The 18,957-nt window shown below is 37.3% G+C and carries 20 protein-coding genes; all 20 read right to left on the reverse strand.

The genetic code is table 11. The features are described 5' to 3' along the window. Positions 1–2: 2 nt before the first annotated feature. Positions 3–1,403, reverse strand: coding sequence for a glycoside hydrolase family 28 protein (locus tag M2373_RS15125; RefSeq protein WP_259111883.1), 1,401 nt, complete (start codon positions 1,401–1,403; stop codon positions 3–5). A gap of 497 nt (positions 1,404–1,900) precedes the next feature. Further along, complete coding sequence (locus tag M2373_RS15130; protein ID WP_259111884.1) at positions 1,901–2,581, reverse strand: YoaK family protein; 681 nt, start codon at positions 2,579–2,581, stop codon at positions 1,901–1,903. 27 nt (positions 2,582–2,608) lie between these two features. Next, positions 2,609–3,115 carry a thioredoxin domain-containing protein gene (locus M2373_RS15135; protein WP_259111885.1) on the reverse strand — a complete coding sequence of 169 codons (507 nt, stop codon included), beginning with the start codon at positions 3,113–3,115 and terminating at the stop codon, positions 2,609–2,611. Between the two features lie 2 nt (positions 3,116–3,117). After that, positions 3,118–3,579: a redoxin domain-containing protein gene (locus M2373_RS15140; RefSeq protein WP_259111886.1), complete on the reverse strand. Its 462-nt coding sequence runs from the start codon at positions 3,577–3,579 to the stop codon at positions 3,118–3,120. Between the two features lie 10 nt (positions 3,580–3,589). Further along, entirely contained in the window at positions 3,590–4,282 is a 693-nt protein-coding gene (locus M2373_RS15145; RefSeq protein WP_259111887.1) for a YoaK family protein, read from the reverse strand. Between the two features lie 5 nt (positions 4,283–4,287). Continuing rightward, positions 4,288–5,334: a cupin domain-containing protein gene (locus M2373_RS15150; RefSeq protein ID WP_259111888.1), complete on the reverse strand. Its 1,047-nt coding sequence runs from the start codon at positions 5,332–5,334 to the stop codon at positions 4,288–4,290. Between the two features lie 258 nt (positions 5,335–5,592). Further along, complete coding sequence (locus tag M2373_RS15155) at positions 5,593–6,414, reverse strand: alpha/beta fold hydrolase (protein WP_259111889.1); 822 nt, start codon at positions 6,412–6,414, stop codon at positions 5,593–5,595. A 502-nt stretch (positions 6,415–6,916) separates the two neighbouring features. Beyond that, positions 6,917–7,468 carry an antibiotic biosynthesis monooxygenase gene (locus M2373_RS15160; protein WP_259111890.1) on the reverse strand — a complete coding sequence of 184 codons (552 nt, stop codon included), beginning with the start codon at positions 7,466–7,468 and terminating at the stop codon, positions 6,917–6,919. A 31-nt stretch (positions 7,469–7,499) separates the two neighbouring features. Next, on the reverse strand, positions 7,500–9,707 hold the full coding sequence (locus tag M2373_RS15165) for a hybrid sensor histidine kinase/response regulator (RefSeq protein ID WP_259111891.1): 2,208 nt from the start codon (positions 9,705–9,707) through the stop codon (positions 7,500–7,502). A 75-nt stretch (positions 9,708–9,782) separates the two neighbouring features. Further along, the gene (locus M2373_RS15170) at positions 9,783–10,478 is read right to left on the reverse strand and encodes a LytTR family DNA-binding domain-containing protein (RefSeq protein WP_259111892.1); all 696 of its coding nucleotides are present in this window, start codon (positions 10,476–10,478) and stop codon (positions 9,783–9,785) included. Between the two features lie 68 nt (positions 10,479–10,546). Then, positions 10,547–11,020: a Dps family protein gene (locus tag M2373_RS15175; RefSeq protein ID WP_259111893.1), complete on the reverse strand. Its 474-nt coding sequence runs from the start codon at positions 11,018–11,020 to the stop codon at positions 10,547–10,549. Between the two features lie 150 nt (positions 11,021–11,170). Next, positions 11,171–12,139: an NAD(P)H-quinone oxidoreductase gene (locus tag M2373_RS15180; protein ID WP_259111894.1), complete on the reverse strand. Its 969-nt coding sequence runs from the start codon at positions 12,137–12,139 to the stop codon at positions 11,171–11,173. A 23-nt stretch (positions 12,140–12,162) separates the two neighbouring features. Beyond that, complete coding sequence (locus M2373_RS15185) at positions 12,163–12,615, reverse strand: lipocalin-like domain-containing protein (protein ID WP_259111895.1); 453 nt, start codon at positions 12,613–12,615, stop codon at positions 12,163–12,165. A 55-nt stretch (positions 12,616–12,670) separates the two neighbouring features. Beyond that, positions 12,671–13,228: a hypothetical protein gene (locus tag M2373_RS15190; RefSeq protein ID WP_259111896.1), complete on the reverse strand. Its 558-nt coding sequence runs from the start codon at positions 13,226–13,228 to the stop codon at positions 12,671–12,673. A gap of 322 nt (positions 13,229–13,550) precedes the next feature. Beyond that, the gene (locus M2373_RS15195) at positions 13,551–14,141 is read right to left on the reverse strand and encodes a hypothetical protein (protein ID WP_259111897.1); all 591 of its coding nucleotides are present in this window, start codon (positions 14,139–14,141) and stop codon (positions 13,551–13,553) included. 88 nt (positions 14,142–14,229) lie between these two features. Beyond that, positions 14,230–14,571, reverse strand: coding sequence for a nuclear transport factor 2 family protein (locus M2373_RS15200; RefSeq protein ID WP_259111898.1), 342 nt, complete (start codon positions 14,569–14,571; stop codon positions 14,230–14,232). 177 nt (positions 14,572–14,748) lie between these two features. Next, on the reverse strand, positions 14,749–15,108 hold the full coding sequence (locus M2373_RS15205; RefSeq protein ID WP_259111899.1) for a prevent-host-death protein: 360 nt from the start codon (positions 15,106–15,108) through the stop codon (positions 14,749–14,751). A gap of 364 nt (positions 15,109–15,472) precedes the next feature. Beyond that, a complete protein-coding gene (locus M2373_RS15210; protein WP_259111900.1) occupies positions 15,473–16,168 on the reverse strand; it encodes an ABC transporter ATP-binding protein in 696 nt (231 codons plus the stop codon). Beyond that, positions 16,162–17,508: a DUF3526 domain-containing protein gene (locus M2373_RS15215; RefSeq protein WP_259111901.1), complete on the reverse strand. Its 1,347-nt coding sequence runs from the start codon at positions 17,506–17,508 to the stop codon at positions 16,162–16,164. Before M2373_RS15215 ends, M2373_RS15210 begins: the two co-directional genes overlap by 7 nt. Continuing rightward, on the reverse strand, positions 17,509–18,954 hold the full coding sequence (locus tag M2373_RS15220; protein WP_259111902.1) for a DUF3526 domain-containing protein: 1,446 nt from the start codon (positions 18,952–18,954) through the stop codon (positions 17,509–17,511). Positions 18,955–18,957: the final 3 nt, after the last annotated feature.

Here is an 18,957-nt window from a genome sequence, read left to right on the forward strand (position 1 = left end):
ACCTATTTTAGCTCAGTTAAAGGTTTTCCGTTAACGGTTACATTTTTTAAGGTCACATTTTTAAGATAATCCACTTTATAAGGGATCTCGATGCCATTCATTTTAGCATTAATCATAGTGAAATCTGTTACCGGTGAAGATTCGTAAGCATCAGAGAAGACAGCGTATTTTCCGCCTTTATCAACTGTTAAATTTTCCACCCAGATATTTCTGATAGTCGGAATATGATTTCCCGGTTTTTCATAATGCATATTGAAACGTACTGCTGCTTCTTTATAAGCACCCACTTTTGTATTATAGAAAAATACATTTTCGATGGTTCCACCACGGCTTGAACTGGTTTTAATTCTTAATGCTCTGTCAAGATTTTTACTGTCCATTACATTTCCAATGGCATAAATGTTTTTTGCACCACCTGCAATTTCGCTTCCAATCACTACACCACCATGACCGTCTTTCATTTCGCAGTTTTCGATGATATGATTTTCTGCGGGTCTTCCGATATCTCTTCCGTCTTCGTCTCTTCCGGATTTAATGGCAATACAGTCATCTCCGGTATCAAAATAAGAATCTTTAATCCACACATTTTTACATGCTTCAGGATCAAAACCATCATTATTTGGTCCGTGGCTGATTACTTTAACTCTTTCAATCAAAACATTTTCACAAAGTACCGGATTAAGGTTCCACATTGGAGAGTTTTTCACCAAAACATCTGCCATGTAAAAGTTTTTTGATTTATAAGGCTGAACGAAATTGGGTCTCAAATAATATCCGTCACCAAAGATTCTTTCTCTGGCAGGCTTTCTCTGAGCCATATATTCATGCAGTTTTGCACGGGCAGGGTTCTGTCTTCCCGGACGAGATTCGTTATATCCGTATTTTGTGGCACCGCACCAGAACCACCAATGATCTAAGTCAGCGTTTCCGTCCAATGTTCCTTTTCCGGTAACAGCGATATTTTCTTCCTCATAGGCGTAGATGAGAGACGAATAATTCATACATTCCATGCCTTCCCAACGTGTTAAAACAATAGGGTAGTCGTTGCTGTCCTGACTGAATAAAATAGTTGAGCCTTCACTCACATGAAGATTAACATTACTTTTTAAATAAATAGCACCTGTAAGAAAAATTCCTTTGGGCACAACAACCCGTCCGCCACCTTCTGCGTTACATTTTTCGATGGCTTTCTTGAAGGCTTCCGTATTTTTGGTTTTTCCATCACCGATGGCACCAAAATCTGTAATCAGATAGTCTTTTTTTCTGAAATTAGGCTTTACGATTTGCTTTTTCAATGCCTGAATTTCCTGTAGAGGCTGTTGCGCTGAAGTCCACGCTTTATATTGGGCCGAACTTGAACCCGACAGTAACATTACAAAAAGGAGTAAAGCATATTTTTTCATGATAGTATGGAATTGTTTAGTTTTATTAAAGGTTTCTTCTATTATATTAAAATAATTTCCTTTGATTACCGCAATCTAAAATAATTATGACTAAAAATTATCCTGCACTGTCGGCAGGATAATTTTTATGCTAAGTTTTATTTTAAAAAACCAATTTTATTGCAATCGATTGCGCTATTCCAAAGATAAAATAAATAAATTGTGAAGAGAGAACTTATTTTTAAGACTAAACCATACTGATAAATTCTGGACTCGTTTAGATTTTAAGGATACAGCGCAAGACATATTTTGTATTTCAAAAAAGCTTTTAAAAGTATGTTGAAATTTAGCTTTAAAAAACTCTAAAAGATTTCGATAGTTCGTCAAGCTCACGACAGGCTGAGCTCAATCTGACACGGCTAAATCATACGATTTATCAGTCTAAACCTGTCGAAGACCATAATTACGGTTGTTGAAAATCAATATATTGAGTTTAATAGAATTTAAACAGGCTCTAATTATTTGATTTCATTTACAATGTTATGTTGATGGAAAAAGAGATAATAAGCAGTTAGTAAAATTCCTGGAATCAACATTGAAACCAATCCGAAATTAAACGAGACTAAAGCTCCTGAGATGCATCCTGTTAAAAATGCCGTTAAAAGAATGGTAGTTTGCTGTAAATCAACGAGTTTTTTAGTGTTGTGCTGGGTAGAATGGTATAAGAAAAAATCAATGATGCCTCTGGTGATATTTCCGGTCATTACAGTTGTCGGACCAAATACAGTATCGGCATATAATCTATTAGCTGTATTATGAATTCCCATTGAAAAGACAATAATCATTAACATAGTTCGGTATACCCAACCTGTAGAAATATCTTGCTGTTTAAGACCAAAAGCGATGATTCCTGAAAATATCAGAAGTATACCGATTGAAGCAAATATTCCTTTTTGATTTTTGTAACGGGCATTGACTTTCGCCGTCAGAATAACTGCTGTTATAAAAACCGGAAAACTGATTAAATTGACAAAATCACTGAGTTCTGGATGATCGCTTAATTTATAGGCAAAAACAACAAGATTTCCTGTAATGTGCGCTGAAAATAAGCCGTCAGCAACTGTAAAAGTACTTGTATCTACAAAGCCAGCACTGAAAGCCATAACAAGAGATGAATATAAAACGGCATCTTTTTTCATCGGTAAAGGTTTAAAAAAGTGTAATCTTTATTCATTAAGAAGCTTTAATAAATCTTCAGCCCCACCGTTAAATTTTTTGCCATTGATAAAAAAAGAAGGGGTTCCGTTGACTCCACTCATGACCCCGCTCTCAAAATCGGCGTCTATTTTATCTGATAATTCTGGTTTTTGAATATCTGTTTTGAATTTTTCAAGATCTAAGTTTATTTTTTCGGCTAGTTTAAACAGAAACAGATCATTCAGGGATTCCTGATTTTCGTAAATAGCATCGTGCATTTCCCAAAATTTACCCTGTAATGCTGCTGCTTCTGCTGCAAGTGCTGCCGGAAGAGCATACTGATGCATTTCTGAAAGGGGAAAATTTCTGAAGACGAATTTTATCTGATCTCCGAATTCTTTTATTAATTGTTTTAAAACAGGATATGCTGCTCCACAATATGGACATTGATAATCTCCGTATTCAACAATGGTAAATTCGGCGTTTGAATTGCCTGATATATGGTCAGTATTGCTGACGGCTGGTTGTAGTGACATGATTATTTTGTTTTAAGTGTTTCTAAAATCTCTAAAATTCCATCTGCTCCCGGATTGATTGCCATAGGTGAAAGATAGCTCCATTCGATTATTCCATCTTTGTTGATCACAAAAAGAGCCCGGTTGCATTCCCCTTCCTCAGTATTATAGACACCATATTTTATGGCAGTGTTTCCTTTGGGTTCAAAGTCGGCTAATAATGGAAAATGGAGATTTCTGGATTGAGAAAAGGCCAGGTGAGACCATTTACTGTCTACAGAAATTCCGAAAATTTCAGCATCGTATTTCCTGAAGAGTTTCAGTATTTCGTTATACAGTGCCATTTGGTCACTACACACAGGACTCCAGTCTGCAGGATAAAATGCCAGAATTATATTTTTGCCTTTAAACTCTGAAAGCGTAATTTTTTGATCTGGTGTCGCGAACAATGTGAAATCGGGCGCAACGGTATTTTTTTGAAGCATGGTATTATTTTTAAATTTTAATAATTGAAGTGTCTACGATCAATGAACAGGTTAATAATAAAAGGATAGGAATACCCAGAATCCAGCTTTCCAGCAATGGAAGAAGTATACCAGCACTGAATGCACCAGATAAAAAGCCTGTCCACAGCAGTAATAAATGGATAATATTAGTTTTATACTGTTTTTTTTCCATGGTATCATCCGTCATGCTGAGCATAGCTGTATTGATTGCCAGACTGTTTAGTGTACCGGTTACAAAATCTGTATTTACCTTTTGGCTGCCTACAGACGTTACAATGGTATTCATTACTCCCATAGAAAAGCCGATGACGGCAACCGAAGGAATGGGAGGAATATTATAAGCCTGTGATATCATCAGATATATTGCTAAAATACCGGCAACCAAATAAAATGGCAGTGTCCGTATCTTAACTTTCTTCCATAATGATAAACAGGTTCCCGCATAAATTCCCAGTAAAAAACAACCGATGACAACAGCTGAGGTAACAATTATTTCGGATTTCTGTCCTGAAAGCGCAGTACCCAGCTGTGTTGTATTTCCACTCATAAAAGAGACATAGGTCTTCCACCGTATAATTCCGGTTGCATCCATATAGCCTGCAATGAAAGCAAGGAGTATGGCCAGCCTTTCCTGCATTCTGATCGTGTCAACCACTACAGAAGCTTTTGTAGGAGAAAGCAAACTGATTATTTTTCAGGTTGAATGAATACCTTCTTAGCCGGGAATTTCTCTATTTCATCATCTTCAAGGTCGAAATTGGTGATGATAACATCTTTAGGATTTCCGGCAAGCCATTCACTTAAATCAATAGATTCATAAATTCCGCTGTTGAATCCGATCAGCACTTTACAAACCGTATTGCCAGTATTTTTAATGTAATGCCCGGCTCCCATTGGAACATATCCCACATCACCTGCATTGAACTGTTCTGTTACTACGGTACCTTCTGCTAAGAAAACTGACATTTCCGCCTGTCCGGAAATATAATACTGCCATTCGTCTGCATTGGGATGCCAGTGCATTTCTCTTAAAGCACCAGGCTGTAATTCTAGAACTGAACCTGCCATTGTTGTGCTGATAGGAAATTCTTGTCGGGTAACCAATCTTTGTAAACCTCCGCCAGGAATAATTCTTGGTTGTTGTGCATGCAGAGGATAACGGTGCAGATTGGTTAATTCAATGTCTGATTCTTCAGAACGGGGAGCTGCATTAAATGATAGCTCATCCGGAACAATACCGGCCGCAAAATAAGCTTCTTTCTGAGGTAATCTTGATACTTCCTCTAATGTTAAACCTAAGTTTTGGGCTACAATTTCAGGAGGCATCGATGAAACAAAATCTGTGACACTGAAGGTATGGTCTTCAGAAAAATTTCCGTTGTCAAAGATTAGTATAAAGTGGCATTCTTCGGTTCCTGTAGCCTGTATAGAATGGCCATATCCTTTTGGAAAATACCAGACATCCCCAGGCTCGAAATTATCTGTATAGCTGTGTCCATCCGGATGTATGATGGTTGTACGTACAGTCCCTGAAATAACGTAAGCCCATTCTGCAGCGTTGGCATGCCAGTGAAGCTCACGCATACTTCCCGGTTGTAATCTCATGGATACTCCTGCAATGCCTATGGATGCCGGAAAATCTGTTACGGATGCTCCTCTGGTTGTTCCTCCGTCGTTGGTACGAGGCTCTTTTTTTTCTAACTCGTATCTGAAGCTTAATGATTCGTTGTTCATAATATTATTTTTTAATGATGATTAGTATTGTTTGTTTTACTACCGTAAAGTTAGTCAGGAAACAATCGACTTTGAAGTCACGTTCGGTGAAAAGGCAAAAAGAGTCGTTAAGAGTAAAAAGAGTGATGATAAAGCACGAAAGATTGCTTTGTAAGACTGAAAATAAAAGTTCAAACAGACTCATTGTTAAAGAGTATACATGAAAAAAGTGAACCTGCAGGTTCACTTTTTTTACTTAATTCTGAAATTATATCCTGATTAAGATTTGATAAATTCAAGAATATCTTTATTAATGGTTGCAGCTTCTGTGGTTGGCATGCCATGAGGAAAACCGGGATAGGTAATTAATTTTCCGTTTTTCAGTAATTTGGCTGATTTTACACCGGCATTTTGGTAAGGTACAATCTGGTCATCTTCACCATGTAAAACCAGTACCGGAATATCTACGGCTTTTAAATCTTCGGTAAAATCTGTTTCTGAAAATGCTTTTACACATTCATAGTGTGCTAAAATACTTCCCATCATTCCCTGTCGCCACCAGTTTCTCTGAATACCTTCTTTTATATTGGCTCCTTCTCTGTTGTAGCCGTAAAAAGGAAAAGTAAGATCGATGTAAAACTGTTGTCTGTTGTTTAGGGTCTGGTCTCTGATATTATCAAAAACTTCAATAGGAACACCATCAGGATTGTTTTCACTTTTTACCATTACAGGAGGTACGGAGCTTATTAAAACAGCTTTTGCAACTCTGTCTTTACCATACTTATTGACGTAGCGGATCACTTCGCCACCGCCGGTTGAATGTCCGATGTGAATGGCATTTTTCAGGTCTAAATATTCTGTAAGCTCTGCTACATCTGAAGCGTATGTTTCCATTTCATGTCCTGAAGCAGTCTGGCTTGAGCGACCGTGACCTCTTCTGTCATGGGCGATTAACCGGTATCCTTTTTGGAGGAAAAACATGATCTGTGCATCCCAGTCGTCAGCCGATAAAGGCCACCCGTGGTGAAACATAATTGGTTGCCCTTCTCCTAAATCTTTGTAAAAAATCTTTGTTCCGTCTTTTAGTTTTAGTGTACTCATCGTTTTTCGGTTTTAATGTTATTATAAATTTTATTGACTGTAAGCTTCTTCGTATTGTGTAATTGAATCGCTTATTTTACTACTGTAAAGCTAGTGCACATACAGCCTGTTTTTATGCTGTGTTCGGTGAATGGGCAAAAAGAATCGTTGGGATCAGACAGGGAATAGCTGGTGTGTTTTTATGATATTGGGAAAGAGCTTTGTTACCGTTCCTGACATTGCTGAGAGCAATATTAATAATGAGTAAATCCACTTCAATATCAAATTAAAGCGGACTTATTTTTTTCATTAACCTGAGTTCGGGCTAAGAAATCCATATGATGTAGTTGGAAGCCTCTGGAGGGAGGTTACTGTTAGTCTTTTATGAGCTCCAAGTTCTCTTAGAGTTATGATTTAGGTTTCTATAACTTCCTTTTTTCAGCTTCAAACTTTCTCATATCATAAAAACTCAATGTCTTATCTCCAACTCAGTTTATTAATAATTTGTTTGTATTAATACCGATTATTTATACAGCCATTTTTTTATCAGTTTTGTATAATTAGGCATAACTACAAATACCATCAATAAAACAATGATTCCTGAGTTAACCAGCGCATCGGAATAGTGGTTTGCAGGGATTTTTAAAAATCTTAATAATGGAAATAAAATAAGTGGTATTATGATCGATAAGGGGTAGATTGCAGACCAGGTTACCAAATATTGTTTCCAGCGTACCGGAATTTTATTGCCTTCTGTTTCAGATGTGAACAGAAAGTCCAGCCCCGATTTTATCTGATAACGGTCATTTTTTCTGAAAAATGGATTGGCTTTTTGAATCAGTTTTTTTCTGGCATCAGATTCCATCCAGTTTTTTAGATGGGCAATGGTATCAAAACGGATAATAACCGTATATACAAAAGTAAGGTCCGGGATCGGACGTACAATCTGATGATCAATAAAACCTTCCGAATGCCTGGTAAGCGGAACAATTTCTTCCAGCCAGCTCTCATATTCCTTTTGTTTGCCATCCAAAATATGATGGGTAATCACAACAGATGCTCCTTGATTTTCCATAATGATTTTGTTTTTTAGATGGGTTTAAGTATTATAATGATTTTACATATACTTTTGCTTCTTCAACAGCCAGATTAATACGTGTTTTCACCTCTTCCAAAGTTTTTTGAACAGTTGGATTCTGCTCTGTAGCTGTTTCAAGGATATTCAGTTTTTCTTCCAGCTGAGAGAGAATTCCCATAATAGCTGTACTCGATTTCATATCGTGAGCTCTGAGTTTTACAGTGGTAAAATCATTCTTTTGATACGCATTTGTAAGTTGTTGCAAATGATGCGGAATATGATCAATAAACTGTTGGGTAACAGTTTTTTCAAAAGTGAGATCACCTCCGCTTACAGATTGCATATAGGTAAGTTCAATATACTGAAATGCGGTCACTTTTTCCTCAGGCTTTGTTTCAGCGGTTATTGGATCCTGCATGCCGAAGCTGGAAATAAGTTTGAAAAGTTCTTCTTCCTTTATAGGTTTGGAAATGTATTCATTCATTCCCCGGCTCAGGCATCTTTCTCTTTCCCCTGCTAGGGCGTGGGCAGTCATCGCAATAATCGGGATATTCAGTTTCAGAACCTCCCGGATCTGCTGGGTAGCAGTATAGCCGTCCATTTGTGGCATCTGTATATCCATCAATACAAGGTCACTGTCATTTTTTTCGAGATATTCCACGGCTTCCAGACCATTGGATACAATATCAAAATCGATGTTCCATTGCATCAGCAGGTGTTTCATCAGGCTTTGGTTAATAACATTGTCATCTACAACCAAAATCCTTAACGGAATATTTGATTTATCTTTAAAATAATTGGTATCCATAGCAGGAAGGGTGTTAAGTTGTTCTTTTGCAATGCTATAAGGAATGTGGAAATGAAAGGTTGTTCCTTTTCCCTGTTCACTGCTTACTTCAATATGTCCACGCTGCAATAGGATTAAACTTTTAACAATTGACAGTCCAAGTCCTGTTCCGCCATAATTTCTGGTCGTGGAATCTTCACCCTGATTGAAGCGTTCAAAAACCTCATTCAGTTTTTCTTTATCGATTCCGATTCCTGTATCTGAAATTTTAAATCCGATAACCACTTCATTTTCAGTTTGATTCTTGTTGTAAATTTCAATAGCAATGCTTCCCTGGTGGGTAAATTTGATCGCATTTCCGATGAGATTTACCAGGATTTGTGTCAGTCTCGTTGCATCACCGTTCAGGGTATCGGGAATTGAAGGATCTACTTTGCTTGAAATGGAGAGTCCTTTTTCTTTGGCCCGCTCTACAAAAAAGGTTTCTACTGAATTGATCAATCCGTTGATACTGAATATTCCAGGAGTAATTCGCATCATGCCGGCTTCAATTTTAGACAAATCAAGAATATCATTAATAATTGTCATTAAATTTTCTCCGGATCGCTGAATAGACGATACAAACTCTGCTGAGGTCTGATCCAGTGGTCTTTTCTGAAGCAAATTGGTAAACCCTAAAATTCCGCTCAGGGGAGTCCGTATTTCGTGGCTCATATTGGCCAGAAAATTTTCTTTGGTCTGTGCTGCTACAGACGCTTTTTTCTCAGCAATATCCAACCCTTCTATCAATAATTGCTGTCTGCGGAACTGGCGGAGGATATGAAATCCTACAACGCCGCCGCTCAGAACAAGAAGTACAAGCAGAGAATTATCATACAGTCTTGCTTTTCTTCCCATTTCCTCACTCCGTTTACTGAGCTCTACCATATGCAGCTTTCTGGTCTCATAGATTTTTGCCGTAATTGTTGTAATTTCATTTGAAATCATTCTTGCACGAGGATTGGCAATAGAGGTCTGATCATCCATATTTCCCAAAGAATTATACCGCTGTAATAATTTTTCTTTAGTGGTCTTTTTCTCCATGGCAAGAACACTGAGTCTGTGTATAAGGCGTTCTTCCTCGGCATCTACATTGTCTTTTGATAAAGAATCGAGAAAGTTTTCTATCTGATTTATTTTCTGGTCAATACCTTCCAGGTGGGTGGTGTCATTAGTGGCAATAGATGCCCTTATTCTGCTTTCAACTCCCAAAATATCGCGGTCTATTTCTCTCAGATGATTGCTCGAACGCAGCTCATTCAAGAGAGTATTATTATTTTGGATAAGTGCTTTTGTATTCTTAGCCGAATTGATCTGAACAGCTACCAATAATACAGTTCCTGCAATGAATGTAAGAATGATAAAATAACTAAACCGTTTGTTTCCCATGATAAAAGAGGTATTGATCATAAATAAAAGGTATAATGACTGAGAGCTGATTCAGTCAGATTGAGAACAAGGAGCTGATAATGCAATCGATTTCTCTTAAAAAACGTTCATTCTTGTATTGAGTATTTTTCTGTAAGCATCAGCAACAGGAATGAATTTTCCGTTGATCATAATTCCGCCATCCTGTAAGGTATCAATCTTACTCACAGAGATAATGTATGACCGGTGAACTCTTATAAAATCATTCTTTGGGAGGCGCTCTTCCGCACTTTTCATCGTTCCGTGGATCGCAAACATTTTTTCCCGGGTGTAGAATTTTACATAATCACCCATGGCTTCTGCATAAAAAATATCATCAAGTTTTAAACGTCTTGTAATATTGGAATCTCTCACGAATAAAAACTCATCCTGAGTCATCTGGATATTCTCTTTCCTGCTTTCAAGTATAGACTGAGCTTTGCTCACCGCCTGTAAAAATCTTGCCGGCATTACAGGTTTTAAAATATAGTCCGCAATATTCAGCTCAAAAGCTTGCAGTGCGTATTCTCTGTTTGATGTGGTGAAAATGATAATAGTATCTTTTCCTGAAAGGTTTTTTGTGAGTTCAATACCAGTCATTTCAGGCATTTCAATATCCAGGAATAATATTTCGATTTGCTCTTTCTGCAAGTGATTATAGGCATCTATAGCATTGGAATACTGGTTGACAACTGTAAGGCCGGGAATTTGTTTTGCCAGATGAGCCAGTGTGGCTCTTGCGATATCATTATCATCAACGATCAGGGCTTTCATGGTGGTATATTTATGGTTTCATACAAATATACTTATTAGTTTCTGTTTTTTATGTTTCAGACCTTCGATTATCTGAAGTATGAGCGGATCATCCAGGCCATTTCTTCATGGGTTTCCATTAAGCCGGTAATGAAATCACTGCTTCCGTAATCTTTATACTTTTCAGCAAAAGGGGTGATATTTCCACGCAAAAAGTCGATAATGCTTTCATGGTCACTCAAAAGGTCTTTCATGTAGCCTAAGCCATCATTTGTTCTGTCACTGTATTCGGTAAGATGTGTGAGTTCCAGATAAATTTTCATCGTTGCAGGAGCATAATGTCCGATTTTACGCATACGCTCAGCAACACTGTCAATAAGATCATCTAACTGTTTATATTGATTTTCAAAGAAAATATGCATGGCATGAAAATTATCACCGGTAACATTCCAGTGCGCATTTCTGGTTTTAGTATAAAGTACAAATTCGTCAGCCAATAATTTTGCCAATTCATTAGAAACGGCTTCTGTATTTTTTTCTGTAATTCCAATTTTTGTTTTCATAATAATTGATTTTTAGAGTTTATAAAGCATTTTTGCTCGTTTTGTGAAGTAAAGGTAGATTGTAAGCCTGTTTTAATCATTTCAAATTCGACGAACAGGCATTATGGATCGTTGAAAAGGTATTATGTTTTGATGGCTCGGCTTAATCATTTAACGGACAAGTATAATTTTACCTGTGTGTGTATTTTTTTCAAGCATACGGTGCGCTTCTGCGGCTTCAGAAAACGGAAAAGTCTGAAAAATAACAGGTTTAAATTTTCCGGATTCTATCAAAGGCCAGACATATTTCTGAATCTCTCCGGCAAGCTGCTTTTTAAAATCATATTCTCTGCTTCTTAATGTACTTCCCGTTATAGTCAGGCGCTTCAGCATGACCTTCCAGATGTCGAGATCAACATGGCTGCCGTCTACAGCATTGATATGAACGAGTCTGCCTTCCGGATTCAGAATATTCACATTTTTACTTAAATAGCTGCCTCCGATCATATCTAAAATAACATCAATACCTTCCTCCTGCAGTTCTTTTTCAAAATCCTGTGTCTTATAATTAATATAGGCGTCAGCTCCCAGCTCAAGACATTTCTTACCTTTTTCTTCTGAACCGACCGTTACGAAGACTTTTGAACCCAATGCATGAGCCAGCTGAATGCCTGTAATCCCAATACCACTGTTTCCGCCGTGAATTAAAAGGCTTTCTCCGGATTTAAGTGCTCCGCGTTGAAAAACATTTGACCAGACGGTAAAAACGGTTTCCGGAAGACTGGCTGCCTCTGTGAAGCTCAAGGCTGAAGGAATCGGGAGACACTGACCTTCGCGTACGCTGACGTATTCGGCATAGCCACCACCTGCAAGAAGTGCACATACATGGTCGCCTGCTTTAAAGCCAACCACCTGAGGCCCACACTGGACGATAGTTCCGGAAACTTCCAAACCTGGAATTTCGGCAGACATACCTTGAGGAGCGGGATAATTTCCTTCCCTCTGAAAGATATCAGAACGGTTCAGTCCTGCTGCTTTTACTTCAATTAAAACCTGATCTCCATTGATTTCAGGAGTTGCATATTCCTGTAACTTCAGCACTTCCGGAGCGCCATATTTTGTAATAACTACTGCTTTCATAGGTGTTATAATTAAGATTTATATTAAATTTTCACTCTTTTCCAGGTAAGCTTATGGATGACCATCCGTGAATTGTTCATGAATGGTTTTTCACTTTCCAGATGTAACAATCCGTCTTTGAAAAGAACTTTACGGTTTTGAGTCTGTCCCGTCCAGTTGGGAAAAAGCGAAACATATAGAGTATGGCTCACCATCTGCTTCTCATCATCAGTATGAAAAGGACCTGAATAAGAAAGATAGGTAGAAGCCTCCAGCGTATACTCTTCCGGATTGGCATTTGTCCACTGTTCCTGAATGAAATTTTTACGATCCGGATTCATAATTTGCGCTGACATGTAGCCATCACTACTGTAAATGATCAATCCTTTTGGTTTTTCACCCATAGGGAGCGCTATTTTATCATTATTCACAGGAACTTCAATTAAGTCTACCAAAGTCCATGTACCTGTCAGTTTTTCAAATAATGTTTTCTCCATAACTTTTGTAAATGAAATGAGCGTACCGAAGTACACTCATTTCTATTTTTTTTTATTAAAAAGGTTGATTATATTTTCCTGTCAGTGCTTTGTTTTCGATGCTTTTTGCAAAATTTGGTGTTTCTTCGTGGTTATGTGCATCAGAAGCTGCCTGTCTTGCTGCTGCTGCATCAGCTAAGTTAACACCGTGCTCTTTTATATATTCAAACATTTCCGGAGTAGCGGTTGCGTGAATTTCATTGGTGTAAAGACAGGTGTTTTCGTCAATTTTTGTAGCTTTCAGTTCCCATAAAACCTGAACTTTTGTGCGGCCGTTTTGAGTAATGGAATCTGAAATTGAAAGCATACGGCAGTAATCCGGACGGTAAACATCGGCTACATAATGTTGTACCATTAAGGCATCACCGATTGTTTCTACATTTAAAGACACCGGTTCGCCATCAAATGTCGTAGAGATTGCAGCTCCGATATGCTGAGTTGAGCATCTCTGGTATTCGGCATCCGGTAAGTTTAATAACCAGTCTGCAATATTTACTTTTTCGATAGGGGCATTAATAATCGCTGTTACAGTAGAGTGAGATAATGCGTTTTCTGATGTTTGAATAATTTCCATAATGTTTTATTTTTAATTGTTTTAACTGATGTAAATTTAGAGATATCCCCCAAGAACAGGAGCTGCTATTCATCCAACAGGCAATAATTGTCGTTGAAAAGAAAAAAACAATCGTTGAGAAGATAATTGTCATCCTAGCCCAGATCAAAGTATTTGTTTGAGCTCATTTTCTGTATTTCGGCGAGCCAGAGGCTCGCCGAAATACAGAAAATAGCGAGTACGGCGAGCTGGAAAAGCTCTAAGAAAAGTTTAGAGCATGTGTTCATAAAAAAATAGCCTGATATTTTAAACATCAGGCTATTTTTTATTTTAGTAAATACGGCTATTTCAGCCTGTTTTCAAATGTCTTTAAATTCTGAAGATCGGGTAATGGCTTTATGGAAATTTTCTGTTCATCTTTCCTGATTGGTTTTTCTGAACCTAAGGCCTGGGCAATTTCGGTTCTTTTTCCTTTGATAAAATCAAATTCAGTTTCTGTCGTTGTATTTTTACCATCCCAGCTCACTTTTGAGAGCTTAACCAATTCAAATTTTCCGTTTCTGAATAAAAATTTATATTGATTATGAACATTTTTAATTTCTGAATATAAGATAAAATAACCATCTTCAATAGAGATATCAGGAATTTGATTTCCACCATATTTTCCGTTAGGATATTGGGAGTCCAGGATATCTGCCGAAGAGATTATGATTTTAAACTGATGATCGGGCTGTAAGAAAAATATTTCTAATTTCAGCGGTTGTGATGCATCAACAGTATCCATTGAAACTGTGACTTTATCCATTAATCCGTCTTTGTTGAGGTCGCCCTCTGCTTCACGGACAAGTACTGTAAAGTGGTTTTGTTTTTCTTTTTGCTGCGAATAAGTGATCATTCCGGTAAAAATGAAGACAATCAATACTATATTTTTCATGCTGACTTTATTTAAACCTTTGTTTGTTATTCACATTTCAGAATCTTGATCTAAAATGCTGCAAGACCTGAACAATTGATCTTAAAATTTATTTTTCAATGACAAAAGCTTTCAGCTCAGCCATCTTTCCGGCTTCAAATTTCCAGATATCACAATAATGATATTCTGTCCATTCGGAATCTTCATTGAATAAACTTATTGTACCCACTGCAGTTACATAATCTCCTTCGCCAATGAGATGATCTACATTGAATTTTGGAGGTTTTCTGTAGGCATCAGCTATATAACGGCGTACTTCCTCTTTACCGGAAAGTATCTGATCTCCTGCAAAGGTCCAGATTGTATTTTCTGTGCAGTAGGAGAGGAAGGTCTCATGATCTCCCTCCGCAATGGCTGCATTGGCTTTTTCTAAAATTGTTTTATTATCCATAAGAGTGTTGTTATGATAACAGTCAACAGAATGACTGTCAGATGACTTCTTATTTCAAATATTCAAACGGTATGCCGTCAATTACATTCACTTTGGAATACTGAATCTTTGGATTTATAAAGATCAAGTATTCTTATAGCACTTTCTGGAGAAGCCTTGGATAAGTTTAATAAAAGCTTAGTTAAGCTGATAATTCATAATCACCAAACTCAGAATAAAATGAACATATTCCTGATCTACCTCCGTTCTGTTGATTAATTTATTTTTGTAATCATAAGAGTTCAGTCGGCTCGTTAATCTGTGGTAAGTATCAAAGTCGGCGTCCTTTATTTTTACCTTTACATTACCGTCTTTTTTATTGATAAGTTCGTCATTCAGCGTTCTGACCTTAAATATAACTTCGAATAATTTCGGATTATAATTCATCTTTCCGATATATCTTTCCACTATATTGACCTTGAACGCATCAAATACGATTGTGTTAAAAACAATGTTAGAATTAGGCTCTTGCGTATTGAGCTCAAGTTTATAGTTCATTAATTTAAATTTTTTACAAATTTAGGCAGAAGCTGAAAGGATTCAAAATAAAATGGGCAGTAAGTACAAATAAATCTTTTTACAAATATCAATAAATAATGAACGTTTATCTTGTTTTTGCTTCTATCTCTAAGAAAATCAATGTTGTAAAAGGTATTTTTCTATTTCATAAATTTTAAAATAAAATAAGAAGATGAGTTGGAAAATCGGAAAAGCAGCCCGAAACAGCATATTTTAAGTTAAAGTTTCTTAAAATTAAGGTCTTGTATTCTTTTATATATTTCTGAACTTCACCAGTAGGCTTTCATGACATTCAAAAATAGTTATGGGACAGCTTCTCCGGATTTTCACATCAAAATCTGAATTAAATTGTTTTGAGGTATAAATTCTGTAATTCCTCAGCTGTAAATGCTTTGGAAGGCAAGTTCTGAACCAGTTCGCCCTGTTTCATTATTCCGATATGGGTGGCTACACTCACCGCATTGAAGATATCGTGGGTGGCCATTAAAACGGTTCTGCCTTCTTTGCCGAGCTGACGAATAATTTCTGTAAACTCCGAGGTCGCAATGGGATCAAGTCCGCTAGTAGGCTCATCAAGCAGCAGGACTTTCGCATCTTTAGCGAGAGCAATGGCAATGCCTACTTTCTGACGCATCCCTTTTGAATATCCTCCCAATGCTTTCTCATGGGCTGATTCCTGCAATCCGGTACGGTGTAATAAAATTGACAGTTCATTTTTAGTATAATTGAATCCTGCAATTTTTGAAAAGAAATCCAGATTCTCAATTCCTGTAAGATTGGGATACAACAGTACAGTTTCAGGGATATAGGCTAAATGTTTTTTTATTTTTTCAGGATGATTTTTTACAGATATATCATTAATGAAAGCATCCCCTGAAGTGGCCTGAATGAGCCCCAACAGAATATTGATCGTCGTACTTTTTCCCGCGCCGTTTTGTCCGAGAAGGGCAAAAATTTCACCTTTTTGTATCTCAAGATTAAGAGACTGAAGAGCTGTAAAATCGTTATATTTTTTATGAAGATTAATTGTTTTTAGCATAATTTTCTGTATTTATTGTATGGAAGGATGATAAATAGACCAATGAAAAGCAGATAGGGCAAGAAAAGCTGGGTGAAATTTATTTTTTCAGAAGATCTGAAAATGCTTACCGCCTGCTGTGTCCAGTTGACAGAGTCTGCATTTTTTCCGGAGAAAATAAGAGGATAGAAAAATAAACGCTTTTCTTCATGAAATTTCTTCAGTGCAGAGGCATATTGCAGATGATTGCTCATGTCGGTTTTTGAAAGATAGCTTTCTGCTAGCTGTGTATGGATATTAGGAAGAAAATACCCCAGATACAGAGAAATCTGATTTCGGGTAAGCATTTTTTCCGAATACTGTTTTGAAGATGCTGCCGCTTCCAGATCACCCATATGCTGCATGGCATAATACCATGTCCATGTAAATGCTTCGTTTTCCTCTGCCGTAAATTTTCTGAATTGAGGATATACCTCATAAAATTTTTCCATAGTCGGGTTTTTAGCTTCATCCCATTTGTTGTGATAGCCTTCTCTCTGCTGCATTACAGCTTTAAGAGATTCCTGAACAGGGAAGAGTTTCTGAATCACCATATTAGTGCTCATCGGGATAATAAAGTTCGTACTGACCCATATGATCAGAAGGAGCAATGCATTTCGGGCTGAAGATTTTCGGAATGAGATGATCCATCGGCATAGTGCAAACCAAACGATAATATACAGCCATCCGCTTATGATAAAAGCAATAAAATAATGATCTGGAGGGATTTTTATCCAAATAGCTGCAATAATGATCAATAGAAGATAAATTATACTTATGGCGATGAATCGTATAAACATTTTCATATCCAGAAGTCTTCTCAGGTTGACACTTTGCACCGAAAGGAGCTTCCAGGTTCCGTGTTCTTCTTCTTCGGAAATAAGATTATAGCAAAACGCAATGATAATCAAAGGAAAAAGGAATACCAGAACAAAACTGAAATCGAAGTTTCCGACAGCAGCGTTGGCAGGATTGTAAAAATCTGAATTATAACGCTGTTCTTCCAGATTTCTTATGGTAACTCCCTGTATCGATGGGTTTAAATCCCTCATTCCTATATTTAAGGCCGCAAGTTTAGGAGCTTCATTGACTAAATTGAATTTAATATAATAAAGCACCAGCCCTAAATCATCCTTATGAAATTTTGCATTTCTCTCAATACTTTCTTTCTGAAATATGCCGCTTTTAGCAATGATTTCTTCGTTTCGGTCCAGAAATTTTTTTCCGGTATAAATTGCCATTAATCCGGCAATCAATAAAAACAGCAAGGCAATGATGTATGCTTTGTTGCGGTAAAACTGTTTATATAAATAGTGATTCATTTAAATTAATTTTAATTTTCTTCCACTTATTTCTATGATAATTATACATCCGGCCAGCCAAAAAAATAGCGCTGCGACAGGCATCCATTGTTTTTTGATACTTTCAGAAAAAGAAGCATACTGATAATTAAAATCAGGGAATTTTTTCCAGTTGTCTTTATCAATGATTGCTGGAGGACCGCCTTTTTCGGGCTTTACATTGCTGATGTGTTCAATCTGTAAATCATTGAGGCGCTGAGCCATTTTGTAGCGGTATTCTTCCGCCTGTTTCTGAAACTGAGTGTAAGAGAAAAGATCGGTTCCTGTTGCGGTCATTGAAAAATTTTTAACAGCAATGGCAGGATCCAGAAATCCTGAGAGATCTGAGAATTTCTGTTGCCTGTTATAAATGTCCTGTAATGCTTTCTGATGCCTGATGTATATTCTTGAGCTTATTTTTTCACCTTCTTTCATGACAAAACCACTGTAGTTAAAGGGAAGTTCATTAGTATTGCTGACTTTATAATGGGCAAGTAAAGAGTCTTTTATCATTTTAAAATGAGAGTCATCAGGATTGTGACTGTCTCCGGATTTCAGAATATCCTTTTCCAGCTCGGTTTCAAAAGCAATACGGGACGGAATGGGATATACATTTTGAGCTGCAAACTGAATGCCTTTTGGCAGAAAGATTATCAGAAAAAGCCAGCAGCCGATAAGACTGATAAGAGCTGATGATAATGCTCTGCTGTTTGCAGATATAACAACTGTTAAGGTGCTGATGAAAAAATAATAGATCATATAGGCCGGAAGTAAAGCCGCTAATCTGGTGAAAACATCGGCCCGGGTTGTGGTATCCGACATCAATGCTGCCAGAAAAACAACGGGAATGACCGGAAGCAGAAACAGTAAAGAAAACTGCCAGATTCCAAGAATCTTCCCCCAGATAATAGCTCTTCCTGAGGCTCCCTGAACACTTATTATTTTTAAGGTGGCATTTTCACGCTCCTGAACAATTAATCCAAATCCTAAGAATAAAATGATGAGAGGAACAATAGCCTGCAGAATAAATGCGCCGGTGAAAGCTCCAAATCTTACCAGAGCTCCTGAACTTCCTGCTTCTGAAAGGTTGGCTGTATTCTGTTTGTGTGCTTCAAGAAAGATGACATTTCCAAGATAATTATCCAGCCCGTTATCGAAAATACTCAGAGGATGCCCATTTCTAAACACAAGATAACCATAATGCGCCATGCGATGCGGATGCTTATCGGGTCTGTGCTCCCAGCTTTCACGAACTTCTTTCCTATATTCTTTTACTTTTGAAAAGGTGTCTGTATATTTTGTGAATCCTATTCCAATGCTGAGCATACAGAATAAGAGCACAATGACAATAATGACAAGGTTTTGCCTGCTTTTTACGAGATCATGCCGTGTTTTTCGTATGATCAGATGTAGGTTTGAAGTAGTCATAAT

Source organism: Chryseobacterium sp. JUb7, from assembly GCF_024806495.1.
GTDB lineage: Bacteria > Bacteroidota > Bacteroidia > Flavobacteriales > Weeksellaceae > Chryseobacterium.

Coding starts and splice junctions, on each gene's coding strand:
- M2373_RS15125 (WP_259111883.1), bottom strand. CDS start 1,403: ATGAAAAAATATGCTTTACTCCTTTTTGTAATGTTACTGTCGGGTTCA.
- M2373_RS15130 (WP_259111884.1), bottom strand. CDS start 2,581: ATGAAAAAAGATGCCGTTTTATATTCATCTCTTGTTATGGCTTTCAGT.
- M2373_RS15135 (WP_259111885.1), bottom strand. CDS start 3,115: ATGTCACTACAACCAGCCGTCAGCAATACTGACCATATATCAGGCAAT.
- M2373_RS15140 (WP_259111886.1), bottom strand. CDS start 3,579: ATGCTTCAAAAAAATACCGTTGCGCCCGATTTCACATTGTTCGCGACA.
- M2373_RS15150 (WP_259111888.1), bottom strand. CDS start 5,334: ATGAACAACGAATCATTAAGCTTCAGATACGAGTTAGAAAAAAAAGAG.
- M2373_RS15155 (WP_259111889.1), bottom strand. CDS start 6,414: ATGAGTACACTAAAACTAAAAGACGGAACAAAGATTTTTTACAAAGAT.
- M2373_RS15160 (WP_259111890.1), bottom strand. CDS start 7,468: ATGGAAAATCAAGGAGCATCTGTTGTGATTACCCATCATATTTTGGAT.
- M2373_RS15165 (WP_259111891.1), bottom strand. CDS start 9,707: ATGATCAATACCTCTTTTATCATGGGAAACAAACGGTTTAGTTATTTT.
- M2373_RS15170 (WP_259111892.1), bottom strand. CDS start 10,478: ATGAAAGCCCTGATCGTTGATGATAATGATATCGCAAGAGCCACACTG.
- M2373_RS15175 (WP_259111893.1), bottom strand. CDS start 11,020: ATGAAAACAAAAATTGGAATTACAGAAAAAAATACAGAAGCCGTTTCT.
- M2373_RS15180 (WP_259111894.1), bottom strand. CDS start 12,139: ATGAAAGCAGTAGTTATTACAAAATATGGCGCTCCGGAAGTGCTGAAG.
- M2373_RS15185 (WP_259111895.1), bottom strand. CDS start 12,615: ATGGAGAAAACATTATTTGAAAAACTGACAGGTACATGGACTTTGGTA.
- M2373_RS15190 (WP_259111896.1), bottom strand. CDS start 13,228: ATGGAAATTATTCAAACATCAGAAAACGCATTATCTCACTCTACTGTA.
- M2373_RS15195 (WP_259111897.1), bottom strand. CDS start 14,141: ATGAAAAATATAGTATTGATTGTCTTCATTTTTACCGGAATGATCACT.
- M2373_RS15200 (WP_259111898.1), bottom strand. CDS start 14,571: ATGGATAATAAAACAATTTTAGAAAAAGCCAATGCAGCCATTGCGGAG.
- M2373_RS15205 (WP_259111899.1), bottom strand. CDS start 15,108: ATGAACTATAAACTTGAGCTCAATACGCAAGAGCCTAATTCTAACATT.
- M2373_RS15210 (WP_259111900.1), bottom strand. CDS start 16,168: ATGCTAAAAACAATTAATCTTCATAAAAAATATAACGATTTTACAGCT.
- M2373_RS15215 (WP_259111901.1), bottom strand. CDS start 17,508: ATGAATCACTATTTATATAAACAGTTTTACCGCAACAAAGCATACATC.
- M2373_RS15220 (WP_259111902.1), bottom strand. CDS start 18,954: ATGACTACTTCAAACCTACATCTGATCATACGAAAAACACGGCATGAT.